The 12,508-nt window shown below is 71.0% G+C and carries 9 protein-coding genes and 1 pseudogene; 2 read left to right on the top strand and 8 right to left on the bottom strand.

Translation table 11 applies throughout. The features are described from left to right. Complete coding sequence (locus ACFY9E_RS33330; protein WP_390990473.1) at positions 1-2,217, bottom strand: family 43 glycosylhydrolase; 2,217 nt, start codon at positions 2,215-2,217, stop codon at positions 1-3. A gap of 246 nt (positions 2,218-2,463) precedes the next feature. Between ACFY9E_RS33330 and ACFY9E_RS33325 the strand changes: the two genes are divergently transcribed. Next, positions 2,464-3,618 carry a pectate lyase gene (locus tag ACFY9E_RS33325; RefSeq protein ID WP_390990470.1) on the top strand — a complete coding sequence of 385 codons (1,155 nt, stop codon included), beginning with the start codon at positions 2,464-2,466 and terminating at the stop codon, positions 3,616-3,618. Between the two features lie 227 nt (positions 3,619-3,845). Here ACFY9E_RS33325 and ACFY9E_RS33320 read toward each other — a convergent pair whose 3' ends face one another. The 3 genes from ACFY9E_RS33320 to ACFY9E_RS33310 form a co-directional block, all read right to left on the bottom strand. After that, positions 3,846-4,679, bottom strand: coding sequence for a pectate lyase (locus ACFY9E_RS33320; protein ID WP_390990467.1), 834 nt, complete (start codon positions 4,677-4,679; stop codon positions 3,846-3,848). A gap of 85 nt (positions 4,680-4,764) precedes the next feature. After that, positions 4,765-5,616: a hypothetical protein gene (locus ACFY9E_RS33315; protein WP_390990464.1), complete on the bottom strand. Its 852-nt coding sequence runs from the start codon at positions 5,614-5,616 to the stop codon at positions 4,765-4,767. Next, positions 5,613-6,212 carry a SigE family RNA polymerase sigma factor gene (locus ACFY9E_RS33310; protein ID WP_390990461.1) on the bottom strand — a complete coding sequence of 200 codons (600 nt, stop codon included), beginning with the start codon at positions 6,210-6,212 and terminating at the stop codon, positions 5,613-5,615. Before ACFY9E_RS33310 ends, ACFY9E_RS33315 begins: the two co-directional genes overlap by 4 nt. 270 nt (positions 6,213-6,482) lie before the next feature. Between ACFY9E_RS33310 and ACFY9E_RS33305 the strand changes: the two are divergent. Next, positions 6,483-7,938: pseudogene (locus ACFY9E_RS33305) on the top strand (NCS2 family permease). 74 nt (positions 7,939-8,012) lie between these two features. Here the strand turns inward: ACFY9E_RS33305 and ACFY9E_RS33300 are convergent. The 4 genes from ACFY9E_RS33300 to ACFY9E_RS33285 all read right to left on the bottom strand — a co-directional run bounded on the left by ACFY9E_RS33300 (position 8,013) and on the right by ACFY9E_RS33285 (position 12,450). Beyond that, entirely contained in the window at positions 8,013-9,470 is a 1,458-nt protein-coding gene (locus tag ACFY9E_RS33300; RefSeq protein ID WP_390990907.1) for a penicillin-binding transpeptidase domain-containing protein, read from the bottom strand. A gap of 75 nt (positions 9,471-9,545) precedes the next feature. Continuing rightward, on the bottom strand, positions 9,546-10,208 hold the full coding sequence (locus tag ACFY9E_RS33295) for a response regulator (RefSeq protein ID WP_390990459.1): 663 nt from the start codon (positions 10,206-10,208) through the stop codon (positions 9,546-9,548). After that, complete coding sequence (locus ACFY9E_RS33290) at positions 10,205-11,458, bottom strand: histidine kinase (RefSeq protein WP_390990456.1); 1,254 nt, start codon at positions 11,456-11,458, stop codon at positions 10,205-10,207. The genes ACFY9E_RS33295 and ACFY9E_RS33290 overlap by 4 nt, the downstream gene beginning before the upstream one ends. Continuing rightward, positions 11,455-12,450, bottom strand: a complete 996-nt coding sequence (locus ACFY9E_RS33285) for a hypothetical protein (RefSeq protein WP_390990454.1) — start codon at positions 12,448-12,450, stop codon at positions 11,455-11,457. Before ACFY9E_RS33285 ends, ACFY9E_RS33290 begins: the two co-directional genes overlap by 4 nt. Between the last annotated feature and the right edge of the window lie 58 nt (positions 12,451-12,508).

Here is a 12,508-nt window from a genome sequence, read left to right as displayed (position 1 = left end):
TCACCGCCGTACCGGCTTGATCCCCTCAAGCGTCGGCACCACCGGCTTGATGCTGCCGTCGGCCGCGAACTCCATGCGGTCGATGGTCGTCTCCCGGTGCATGCCGTCGCCGCCCGGCCTGCCGGGGCCGTTGAGGGCGAAGCGGTGGTAGACGGCGTACCAGTCGTCGGTGCCCGGGGTGTTCACCACCGAGTGGTGGCCGGTGCCGAGGATGCCGTACTCGGGCCGCTTCTCGAGGATCGTCCCGCGCTTGGTCCACGGGCCGAGCGGGGACGGCCCCGTCGCGTACGCCACGTGGTAGTTCTCGCTGCGGGTGTCGTCCTCCGACCACATGAAGTAGTACGTGCCCTTCCGCTTGATCACGAAGGAGCCCTCGCGGAAGTTGTCCGGGGTGATGTCCCGCACCTGGGACGCGTCGTACGACACCATGTCGTCGTTCAGCGGCACCACGTACCCACGGCCGTTGCCCCAGTACAGGTAGGCCTGGCCGTCGTCGTCCGTGAAGACCGCCGGGTCGATCATCTGGCCCTTCAGCGACCCGCCCTTGGCGACCAGCGGCTTGCCGAGCGCGTCCTTGAAGGGGCCGGCGGGGGAGTCCGCCACCGCCACACCGATCTGCTGCTCGGCGCAGTAGTAGAAGTAGTACTTGCCGTTCCGCTCGGCGATGGCGGGGGCCCAGGCGTTCTTGTCGGCCCAGCTCACGTCCGGCCCGAGGTCGAGGATGACGCCGTGGTCCTTCCAGTGGACCAGGTCCCTCGACGAGTACGCCTTGAACTTGGTGCCGCTCCAGCCCTGGAAGCCGTCCGTCGTCGGGTAGATCCAGTACCGGCCGTTCAGGTACTGCACGTCGGGGTCGGCGTTCAGGCCGGGCAGGATCGGGCTGCGGGTGCGGACCGCCTCGACCGTCCACGTGCGCCGGGTGCCGTCGGCGGCCGTCACGGTGTACGTCTGCGGCTTGCGGAAGTCGCGTCGGGTGCCGGACTTCGGGCTGAGCTTCGCGCCCTCGCCGACCCACAGCTTCGGGGCGAGGCCCCGCAGATCGGCGTCCGGCTTCAGGGGCAGGACGACCTTCGAGGTGCTGTCCGTGACGATCGAGTAGCCCTTCTGGTGCTTCGCCGTCGCGTCCACGACCGAGGTGGGCGTGGCCGGGTAGGCGGCCAGCAGACGGTCGTACTCCTTCTGCGTCACCGGCAGGACCGTGCCGTGCCGGGGGCTCGCCGGGAGCTGGTAGTTCTCCGAGGGGGTCCACTTGCCGGAGGCGAGGTCGGTGGTCTCGAAGGGGACGTAGCCGCGGCCGCCGTACTCGTCGATGAACAGGTACCACTTCTTCTCGGTGTTCGACTTGAACACCGTCGGGCCCTCGCCGCGGTCCATCGCTCCCTTGCCGATGCAGTCGGCCACGAAGTCGTACGTCGTCGAGGTCAGGGAGGTGGACTTCTCCCCGGTGATGAACTTCGAGCAGGGGCTGGAGGAGCTGGGGTCCCGCTCGTCCTTGGTGTAGCGGTAGTACTCGTCCTTGTACTTCACGACCGTGGAGTCGATCACCGAATAGCCCGGGTCGTTCCAGACCTTCGGCTCGCTGAAGGTGCGGAAGTCCTTGGTGGTCGCGTACAGCATCTTGTTGTACGTGCTGCCCTTGTGGTCCGGGTCGTCGTCGGCGTACAGCTTCGACGCCCAGAAGACGACGTAGGCGCCGAGCTCGTCGTCCCAGTAGGCCTCCGGGGCCCAGGTGTTGCCCGCACTGTCCGGGGAGACCTTCACCAGGCGCTGGTCGGTCCAGTGGACCAGGTCGGTGGACTCCCACACCATGATCGACTTGCTGCCGTGCCGTTGCACCTGGTCCCAGCTGCCGCTGGAGTTCCGGTACATCCGCAGGTCGGTGGCGATCAGGTAGAACTTGTCGCCCTTGGGGGAGCGGATGACGAACGGGTCGCGCAGGCCCTTCTCGCCGATCGTGGACGTCAGCACCGGCTTGCCGGCGTTCAGTTCACGCCAGTGCAGCGGGTCGTTGCCGCGGCTGAGGGCGTAGCGGATCTGCTCGCCGTCGGCGGTGCCCTCGCCGGTGAAGTAGGCGAAGAGGTAGCCGGCGTACTTGCTGTGCTTCACGGGTGGTGCTCCGGGGTCTGCGGTGCTGGGCGGCGCCGTGAGGAGGGTCAGGAGCAGGCCGGTCAGGGCCAGGAAGGGAAGCAGGAGCGTGCGGGCGATGCGGGAGCGCATGACACTTCCTGTCGGAGTGTGGGGGATTCTGTTGGATAGCGGCCCTCGGAGTTTCACCGGAGGGACGCAGGGCGTCAACGGGTGTGCGTGAGGCCGGTGGTTCCGAAACTTTCGGAACGCCGGGGCCACCGGCGCCGGGACGGCGGCAACCCTTTGCGGCGCGGCGGCGACTGGTGGACGGAAACGAGCCGGAGCGGGCCCCTCCGGACCGTTTCCGTCCCCGGCCCTCCAGGAAAGGAACGCTCCGTGCTACCGAGCACCGGACGCCACCGCAGGACCCGTACGCTCTCCATCGCCGCTGCCGTGGCCTGTGCCGCGGGGGCCGGCGGCGTCTACCTCGGGCTGTCGACCGGCGGCGCCCGGGCCGCCTCGACGACGGTCACCGTCTCCACCGCCGCCCAGCTCGAAAAGGCCGTGAAGAACGCCACCGCCGGCACCGTGATCCAGGTGCGCGGCGGCACCTACCACCCGGCCGCCACCCTCAGATCCACCGCGAACGGCACCGGTTCCGCACCCATCACCCTGCGGGCGTACGGCGGTGAGAACGTACGGATCGACGGGTCCGAGCTGCCCGCCGGTTCCTGGCTGGCCGACATCAACGGCGACCACTGGACCGTCCAGGACCTCGCCTTCGTCAACTCCCCGGCCCAGGGCTTCGTCGCCACGTCCTCCGTCGGCGGGATCTTCAGGAACCTGGTCACCGCGGACAACGGCGACTCCGGCTTCACCCTGCGCGGCGACGGCACCATCGGCAACCTCGTGCAGAACCTGGACAGCCACGGAAACTACGACCCGGCGGGTCACGGCCGGAACGCCGACGGCATCGCGGTCAAGTTCGGCTCCGGCACCGGCAACCGGATCACCGGAGCACGGCTGTACGACAACTCCGACGACGGACTCGACCTGTGGCAGTTCTCCTCGCCGGTCACCATGGAGCACTCCTGGGCCTTCGGCAACGGCGAGAACCGCTGGAAGGACACGGCCTTCCAAGGCAACGGCAACGGCTTCAAGCTGGGCGGCGGGGGCGCGTCCGCCGCCCACGTCGTCAACGACAACGCGGCCTGGGACAACAGGCTGCACGGCTTCACCGAGAACTCCAACACCGCGGCCATCGCCCTGAACCGCAACACCGCACACGCCAACGCCGAGAACGGCTTCTCCTTCGCCACCGGCAAGGCCCGGCTCGGCAAGAACCTCGCCGTCGGCGACAAGGCCGGCCCGGCGCGGCTCGGCACCGCCACGGTCTCCGCCGGCAACACCTGGGACAGCGGCGTCGCCACCCCGCCCTTCAGGTCGACGGACGCGGCCGGCGCGTACGGAGCCCGCCGGGCGGACGGGTCCCTGCCCGCGACGACGTTCCTGACGACCGGCTCCACGGCCGTCGGCTCGACGATGAACTAGAAGCTCGCCGCGGCACGCCCGCACGCAGGGCGACGCCCCCGCCGGTGCGAAACGGCGGGGGCGTCCTGCCGACCGGTCGAGGGGGGCTCGACCGGTACCGTCCGGCCGTCCGGAGGGGGGCTCCGGAGGGCCGAGGTGCCGGGACGTCCGACTGGGGGGTCGGAGACCCGGCATCCGGCCGGCCCGAGGGGGGACCAGGGCCAACCGGAGTCACAAAGGGGCAGGCCCTACTGGTAGCTGATGTCGGAGGCCTTGAACAGGCAGCTCTTGCCGTCCGGGCCGGGCGGCGTCAGCTCCTTGGGCTCCTTGCCCGTGTTGTTGCCCTCGAAGCGCACACACGTCTTGATCTTCTTCTTGCTGTCGCCGTGGATACGGATCTTCGACAGCGTCGCCGTGTCGCCGTAGTTGGCGTTCACCCCGACGATCGAGTTCATCGGCGCCGTCACGTCGATGTCGCTGAGCACGATCGTGCGCTTGTGCTGCGTCTTGCAGTTGCCGCAGGAGCGGACCAGCTTGCCGGCGTTCTGCACCTGGAAGCCCGACACGTTCAGCGTGCCGGCGCCGTTGAACTGCAGCACCTTGTCGTCGGCGTTCTTCGCGCCGCCGCCGATCACCTTGTACACCGCGGACGAGGACTTGCCCTTGAAGCTGGCCGCGTCCTCGCCGACGTCCGTCCACCACACGTTCTGCAGGGTGCAACTGCCCTTGCAGTGCACCCCGTCCGCGGCCGGGGTGCCGATGATGACGTTCTTGAGGACCGCGCCGTCGGCCAGCTCGAAGAGCGGGTCCTGGCCCTCGTCCTGGCTGCCGCCGCCGAGCGCGCCGGTGCCGTAGAACATCTTCATGCCGCCGTCGCGCACACCGGAGACCGGGATGGTCTTGGACACGGGCGTCTTGCCCTTGTCCGTGGGCCAGGAGGACGCGGCGCCCGCCGTCGACAGCATCGACGTGGTGACGATCGCCGCTCCCGTGATGCCGACAGCGGACATCGCGGCGATCACCGCCCGCCGCTTGGTGACACTGCGGCGGTGGCGGACGCGCTGTTCTGCTGGTGCAGTCATGTACCGATTCCTCAAGGGGGGGGTGACTCTTGCGTCTTGTGGTCGTCACCGGTGAAGAAAGGGTTGCCGCCTCTTCAGGTTTTTTTCACGAGTCGCCGTCGCCGTCGGCCACGGCGGCGAACCCGCCGCCCACCGACAGCTGTCGCGAACCGGCGGTGGCCGTCACCGCGTAGGCGTCCTCTCCCGCGTCACGGCCGCCGCGGGCGTGGCCGTACTGGCCGGCGAACACCCACTCGCCCGCCGGGACCGTACGGCCCTTCTTGAGGGTCCAGGTGTAGACGAGGAAACCGTCCCGCTCGGCGACCGTGAGGACGAAGTCCTCCTCCGGCAGGGAGCGCCAGGCGCCCGCGTCGGAGACCCCGCCGGTCTGGGCGACCTGCAACCGCACGCTCAGCGCGGTCAGTTGCTCACGGGTCTTGAGGGTGATGTTGCTCTGCGCCCAGAAGTCGTTGCTGTGCGGGTCGACCGAGCCGTCCGACCACAGCGGACCGTCCTCGGCGGTGGCGGGCGCCCGCTCGGTGGCCGGGGTGCTCGGCGTCCTCGACGGCGGCGGGCCGGACTCGCGGCGTTCCGGCGGGCTGCTCGGCGTCGGCTCCTCGGGAGGCGGAGGCACGGGGGCCCGGCTCGTCGCCTCGGGGGACGGCGCGGGGGTCGGCGAGGTCGCCACCTCCTGCCGACGTGGGGCGGTCTCCTCCTTCACCGCGGACGCCACCGCGTAGCCGCCCACCGCCAGCACACCGGCGACCGCGGCCGTCGCACCGACCACCCGCATCCAGCCGACCACCGGCGGACGCGTCGCCCGGTGGCCTGAACCGGCCGGACCGGCCATGCCGCGCTCGATCCGGGCCAGCATGCGCTCCCGGTCGGGCTCGTGCGTCACGGCCGCCTCGTGCAGCCGGGTGCGCAGTTCCTCGTGCACGTCCCGCCGCATGGTCATCGGTCCCTCCCTCCGCCTTCACCGGTGCGCACGCCCTCCACGGCGGGCGAGCAGTGCGGAGCGCCCAGCGTCACGTGCATCCGCTGCGGCGCTCCCTGGGGTCCCAGCAACCGCTGCAGTTCGGCCATCCCCTTCGAGGTCTGGCTCTTCACGGTACCCACCGACACCCCGAGCGCCAGCGCCGTGTCCTTCTCCGACAGGTCGAACGCGTGCCGCAGCACGACACACGCCCGCTTGCGGAACGGCAGCCTGCGCAACGCCTCCTGCACGTCGACCACACCCGCGACGTCCGGGTTCTCGGTGTTCTCCTCGCGCTGCGACCAGAACAGGGCGATGCGCCGCCGCTCGCGCACCGCACTGCGGATGCGGGTTCGGGCCAGGTTGGCGACCACCCCGCGCGCGTACGCCACCGGATGGTCGGCCGCGCGCACCCGGTCCCAGCGGTGCCACAGCGCCAGCAACGCGTCCGCCGCCAGATCGTCGGCGATGTCCGCCTCGCCCGTCAGGAGGTGGGCGAGACGGGACAGTTCGGCGTAGTGGCGCTCGAAGAAGGCGTGGAACTCCACGGAGGCGGCGTCGTCGACGACTGTGCCCACGGGCGACCTCTCCTCGCAGCGGCTGCGGGCGCTCCCGTCCGGGGCACCCTGTGGCTGTCATGCAGATGACATGTGATCATCCGGGGGAGACCCGGACGCGATCGGGAAGCGTAGCAGCGATCGTCGAACGGTTCGTACGGAGCTTCGAACGGCGTATGACGGGCCGGACTCCGATTCCGTAACACGGAGAAAACCTGAACGGGGTTCAGGGCGGGCACAATCCGGCCAGCATCCGCACACCGATCACCCAGGCACCGAGGAGCACGCGCCATGTCCGAACCGCAGCAGGTCACCGACCGGCCACCCACCAAGGAACCCGGGGCGAACAGCGTCGACCGGTTCTTCCGGATCTCCGAGCGGGGTTCCACCTTCGGCCGGGAGATCCGCGGCGGCTTCGCCACCTTCTTCACGATGGCCTACATCCTTGTCCTGAATCCCATCATCCTGGGCAGCGCGAAGGACAAGTTCGGGCACCAGCTGGACGCCGTCCAACTCACCACCGCCACCGCCCTGGTCGCCGCGGTCATGACGATCATCATGGGCGTGGGCGGCAACCTGCCCCTGGCGCTCGCCGCCGGACTCGGCCTGAACGCCGTGGTCGCCTTCCAGATCGCCCCGCTGATGAGCTGGGACGACGCCATGGGCCTGATCGTCCTCGAAGGCCTGCTGATCTGCGTGCTGGTGGTGACCGGTCTGCGCGAGGCCGTCATGCACGCGATACCCCAGCCGCTCAAGCAGGCGATCAGCGTCGGCATCGGCCTGTTCATCGCCTTCATCGGCTTCGTCGACGCCGGGTTCGTCAGCCGCATCCCGGATGCCGCGAACACCACCGTGCCCGTCCAGCTGGGCGGCACCGGCACCCTCGCCGGCTGGCCGATGCTCGTCTTCTGCCTCGGCGTGCTGCTGACGATCGGACTGCTGGCCCGCAAGGTCAAGGGCGCCATCCTGATCAGCATCGTCACCATGACCGCGCTGGCGATCCTGATCAACTCGCTGGCCGACATCAAGTCCTGGGCTGACCACACCCTCCTGGCCGGACCGGCTCGTCGACGCCCCCGACTTCGGGCTCATCGGCGACTTCGACCTGTTCGGCGCCTTCAGCGCCCCCGGCGTCGGTGTCGTCACCGTCGTCCTGCTGATCTTCACGCTGATCCTGTCCGACTTCTTCGACACCATGGGCACGGTCGTCGGCATCAGCGCCGAAGCCGGCCTGCTCGACGAGGACGGCAAGGTCCCGAACCTGGGCCGGGTGCTGCTCATCGACGGAGCCGCCGCGGTCGCGGGCGGTGCGGCCTCCGCCTCCTCGGCGACCTCCTACATCGAGTCCGCGGCCGGTGTCGGCGAGGGCTCGCGCACCGGCTTCTCCAACCTCGTCACCGGCGGCCTGTTCGGCCTCGCGCTGTTCCTGACCCCGCTGCTCACCATCGTCCCGCTCCAGGCGGCCGCCCCGGCCCTGGTCGCCGTCGGCTTCCTGATGATGACCCAGGTCAAGCACATCGACTGGGACCGCTACGACATCGCCATCCCCGCGTTCCTCACCATCGCGGTGATGCCGTTCACCTACTCCATCACCAACGGCATCGGAGCCGGTTTCCTCGCCTACGTCGTCATCAAGACCGTGCTCGGCAGGGCGAAGGAGGTGCACTGGCTGCTGTGGGGGACCTCGGCGCTGTTCCTCGTGTACTTCGCGATCGACCCGATCGAGCAGCTCCTGGGAGCGAAGTAACGATGACGGGCCGCCCCCGGGGGGAGGGGGGCGGCCCGTCTCGTCTCTACAGACGGCTTATCGGCGGCCGAGGTTCAGTCCTTGAGCGCCGCTTGCATCATCGCCCTGGCGACCGGCGCCGCGAGGCCGTTGCCGCTGACCTCCGAGCGGGCCGCGTCCGACTGCTCGACGACCACCGCCACCGCGACCTCCTTGCCCGACGAGTCGGACTTGCCGAACGACGTGAACCAGGCGTACGGCACCTGGCTGTTGTTCTCGCCGTGCTGGGCCGTACCCGTCTTGCCGCCCACGGTCGCGCCCGGCACCTGGGCGTTCGTGCCCGTGCCCTTGTCGACGACCGTCTCCATCGCCGACTGCAACTGCTCGGCGGTCGAGGAGCTGACGATCTCCTTCGAGCCCGCGTCGTCGTCGTAGTCCTCCAGCACATCACCGCCGCTGTTGGTGATCTGCGCAACCATGTGCGGCGAGACCAGTTTGCCGCCGTTGGCCAGGGCCGCCGACACCATGGCCATCTGCAACGGCGTGGCGGTGACGTCGAACTGGCCGATGCCCGTCAGGGCCGTCTGCGACGGGTCCATGTCCGACGGGTACACGCTGGTGTAGGCCCGGACCGGCACGTCCAGCTGGTCGTCGTCGAAGCCGAACCTGTCGGCCATCGCCTTCACCTTGTCCTGGCCCAGCTTCACGGCCATCTTCGCGAAGACGTTGTTGCACGAGTACTCCAGCGCCGTGCGGATCGTGGCGTTCGTGCAGGGCGCGTTCGGGTTCTCGTTCGACAACTCCCGGCTGGTGCCCGGCAGCGTGTACGGGTCGGGGCTGTCCGTCCGCTCGTCCACCGACGAGTACAGCCCGTCCTCCAGCGCGGCCGCGGCCACGACCAGCTTGAACGTCGAGCCGGGCGGCAGCGGTTGCCGCAGCGCGCGGTTGACCAGCGGCTTCTCCGGGTCCGAGGTGAGCTTCTTCCAGGCCGCCCCCGCCGTGTTGGCATCGGTCAGCGCGGAGGGGTCGTACGACGGCGTCGACACGACCGCGAGGATCTTCCCCGTCTTCGGGTCGATGGCGACGGCACCGCCCTTCTTGTCGCCGAGCGCCTCGTAGGCCGCCTTCTGCACGTCCGGGTCGATGGTCGTGACCACGTTGCCCGGCTCGGCCCGCTGGTTGGTGAGCGTGTCCATCACGGACTTCAGCCGGCTGTCCGTGCCGTTGAGCAGATCGGTGTAAATGCCCTCCAGCTGAGTCGGGGCGTACGCCTGCGACGCGTATCCCGTGACCGCCGCGTACAGCGGGCCGTCCGTGTACGTCCGCTTGTACTTCAGGTCGCCCGTCTTCGTCGGCGTCGAGCCGGTGACCGACCGGCCGCCCACGATGATGTTCCCGAGCGGCGCCGAGTACGTCTCGATCGCGTTCCGCCGGTTGTCCTTGTCGTCTGCCAGCGCCCGGCCCTCGTAGAACTGCACCCAGGTCGCCCTGACCAGCAGAGCCAACACCAGGAGCAGTGCGAAGACCGAAGCGCGCCTGATCGTCTTGTTCATTCCGAACTGGAGGACGAGCCACACCGGGCGGATCGTTCCCGTCCGTCCTGTTTCTCATCCGACGCGCCGGTTTTCTCATCCGCCGTTCAGAAAGCCCGCCTCGTACGCCGCGATCACCGCCTGTGTGCGGTCCCGGGTGCCGGTCTTGGCCAGCACCGCCGCGACGTGCGACTTCACCGTGGCCGGGCCGACCTCCATCCGGCGCGCGATCTCCGCGTTGGTCAGCCCCTCCGCCAGGTGCCGCAGCACCTCCCGCTCGCGCCCGGTGAGCTTCGCCACCCACGCGGGCGGTGCCGGGTGCGCGCGGGCGTGTTCGGTCGCGAGGGTGCGGACGGCCGCCGGGAACAGCAGGCTGTCACTGCGCGCGACGAGCCGGACCGCCTGCACGAGCGCGTCGGCGTCCGCCCGCTTCAGCAGGAACCCGGCGGCTCCGGCGCGCAGCGCGTCGTACACGTAGGAGTCGTTCTCGAAGGTCGTCACGACGACGATCCGGGGCGGCTCGTCCAGGGTGGCGAGGATCTGCTCGGTGGCGCGGATCCCGTCGATCTCCGGCATCCGGACGTCCATGAGGACGACGTCCGGCCGCAGCTCCCGGACGACCGACACGGCCTCCGTGCCGGTGGCCGCCTCGCCCACCACCTCGAGGTCCGGCTCCGCGGAGAGGATGGCGCGCAGCGCGGTGCGCACCATGCGCTCGTCGTCGGCGAGGACGACACGGACGGTGGCCGGGCGGGTCATAGGGGTCCCTTCATCGGCAGGCGGGCGTGCAGCCGCCAGGTCTGTGCCGGGGTCGGTCCGGCCGTCGCGGTGCCGCCCAGCAGCCTGGCCCGGTCGGCGATACCGCGCAGCCCGTGGCCGCCGCCGGTGCGGGAGGGCGCCGGGCCGGTCACCGGATTCTCCACGGTGATCTCCAGGTCCCCGTCCGCCACCGCGATCCGTACCTCGACGGCGGCCCGCTCACCGGCGTGCCTGAGGGCGTTGCTCAGCCCCTCCTGCACGATGCGGTAGGCCTCGCGGGACAGCAGCGGGGGCAGCGCCTCCGGGTCGGCGCCCACGGTGGCGGTCACGCGCCGTCCGCCCGCCCGGGTGCGGCGCAGCAGCCCGTCGAGGTCGGCGGCCAGGGTGGGTGCCGGGGCCGTGCCGGGGGCGCCGCCGTCACGCAACACGCCCAGGACGGCGTCGAGTTCACCGACCGTGCGCCGGGTGGTGTCCTCGATCGCGGCGAGGGCCTCGCGGACGAAGGCCGGGTCGGAGTCGAGCACCCGGCGGGCCGCGCTCGCCTGGAGGGTGACCGCGCTCAGGGCGTGGCCGACGGAGTCGTGCAGCTCCCGCGCCAGCCGGTTGCGCACCGCGAGGTCGGCGGCGCGGGCCTCGGCGGCTGCGAGCCGCTCCCTCGGCGTGGGGCCGAGCAGCGGGGGCGCCCAGCGGGCCAGCAGCGCGCCGCAGCCTGCCGCGCAGCCGGCGAGGGCGATCAGCGACGCCACGCCGGCGACCGGGGCCAGCGCCAGGACCCAGGTGTGGTCGAAGGCCTCGGGCAGCCCGAGCCGGTTGTCGCGCAGTCCCGCGAGGACCGGCAGCACGATCAGCGCGACGGCGAACGGCGGCAGCGCCAGCGACATCCCCGCGATGATGCCGCCGAACCCGAGATGCAGCGTGAACCAGGCCGCGGTCCGGCCCTTCTCGCCCCGCGTCCCGGCCGGCCCGAACGCGAGCCGGTCCTCGTCCACACCGCACAGCCAGCGCACGGCGGCGGACTCCAGCGGCCGCGTGAGCGGGAACAGCGAGGTGACGGCCGCGAGCGGCAGGCCCACGCCGAACGAGGCGAGCTGGAGGGGGAAGGAGCCGAAGACGTCCGTGGCCCCGGCGGCCGGGCCGATGACCACCGAGCCGACGAGGACGTACGGCATGGCCAGCGCACCGCCGAGGATCAGGTGGATCCAGCGCAGGCGCGCCCGCCGGCCGAACAGCGATCGCGCGACCGCGCTCACGCCGCCCGCCGCGCGGCTTCGGCCGAGCGCTCCGCGAGGTGGTAGGCGCCGATGGCGGCGACGAGGAGGCCCACGAGCATCTGGCCAGCGTAGGCGAGGTTCATCAGCGGGGTGGGGCGGTCGGCGAGGTCGGTCACGCCCCCTACGGAGGCCAGCGACAGCCATGCGCCCCAGCAGGCCACGGCACTCGACCCCACCCAGGCGAGACCGAGCGGCACCGACACGGGAAGCGCCCGGCCGCGCCGGAAGGCCATCAGCACGACGCCGGCGACCGCCGCGAGGAGGAAGACGACGTACAGCGCCTCGAGGACGTGGAAGTCACCGCCCCGGTCCGCGGCCCGGCCCTCGCTGAGCCCGGAGGAGACACCGCAGGCCCAGAGGGCGTGGAGCGTGAGCGGCGGCAGGGCGAGCACGGCGGCGGCCACGGCGAGGGCCCGGTGGGCCGGACCGAGGGCACCGACGGGCAGGTCCCCCAGCCGCCCGCGCCACAACCGCCCCCAGCGATCTTGCGCGTAGAGCACGAAGAGGCCACCGAGGGCCAGCCCTTGCGCGATGAACCCCGTGTACACGACGGCGAACACCCACTCGTCGAGGAAGGCCTCCCGGCCCGCCGACGAGCCTCCGCCGCCGCCGAACGCCCTCGCCACCAGCTGCGCCGGGAACCCGGCCATGATCGGTGCGAGCAACCCGGTGGCGACCCACACGGGGAACGCGAGCAGCCAGGCGGGCACCCGCAGCCCCCAGGGCCGGGTCAGCACCAGCGCCAGCACGATCACCGCGCTGTCCAGCAGCATCGACAGCCCGTTGACGACGGCCACGGTCAGGCGGTCGTCCAGCAGCGGGCTCCCCGGCGGGATTCCGAGGTGACTCCCGGCGATCCAGGCGGCCTTGAGAGCGAGGTAGGGCACGCAGGAGACGAGGGCGACGGCACGGAGAATCCGCCGGGGGCGGTCGGCACGGACGGCGGGAGCGGGAGCGATCGACTGCGTCATGCGATCAGGCTCCCGCGGGGAAGGCCCCCGGCACCTCCTGCCCGGCGACGATCCGCCT

This window comes from Streptomyces sp. NPDC012466, assembly GCF_042955215.1.
In the GTDB taxonomy this organism is placed as follows: Bacteria; Actinomycetota; Actinomycetes; order Streptomycetales; family Streptomycetaceae; genus Streptomyces.
This window is presented reverse-complemented; position numbering and strand designations above follow the sequence as displayed.

Bases quoted from the DNA above. Each gene is read 5' to 3' on its own strand.
- ACFY9E_RS33330 (WP_390990473.1), bottom strand. From the start codon at position 2,217: ATGCGCTCCCGCATCGCCCGCACGCTCCTGCTTCCCTTCCTGGCCCTG.
- ACFY9E_RS33320 (WP_390990467.1), bottom strand. From the start codon at position 4,679: ATGACTGCACCAGCAGAACAGCGCGTCCGCCACCGCCGCAGTGTCACC.
- ACFY9E_RS33315 (WP_390990464.1), bottom strand. From the start codon at position 5,616: ATGACCATGCGGCGGGACGTGCACGAGGAACTGCGCACCCGGCTGCAC.
- ACFY9E_RS33300 (WP_390990907.1), bottom strand. From the start codon at position 9,470: ATGAACAAGACGATCAGGCGCGCTTCGGTCTTCGCACTGCTCCTGGTG.
- ACFY9E_RS33295 (WP_390990459.1), bottom strand. From the start codon at position 10,208: ATGACCCGCCCGGCCACCGTCCGTGTCGTCCTCGCCGACGACGAGCGC.
- ACFY9E_RS33285 (WP_390990454.1), bottom strand. From the start codon at position 12,450: ATGACGCAGTCGATCGCTCCCGCTCCCGCCGTCCGTGCCGACCGCCCC.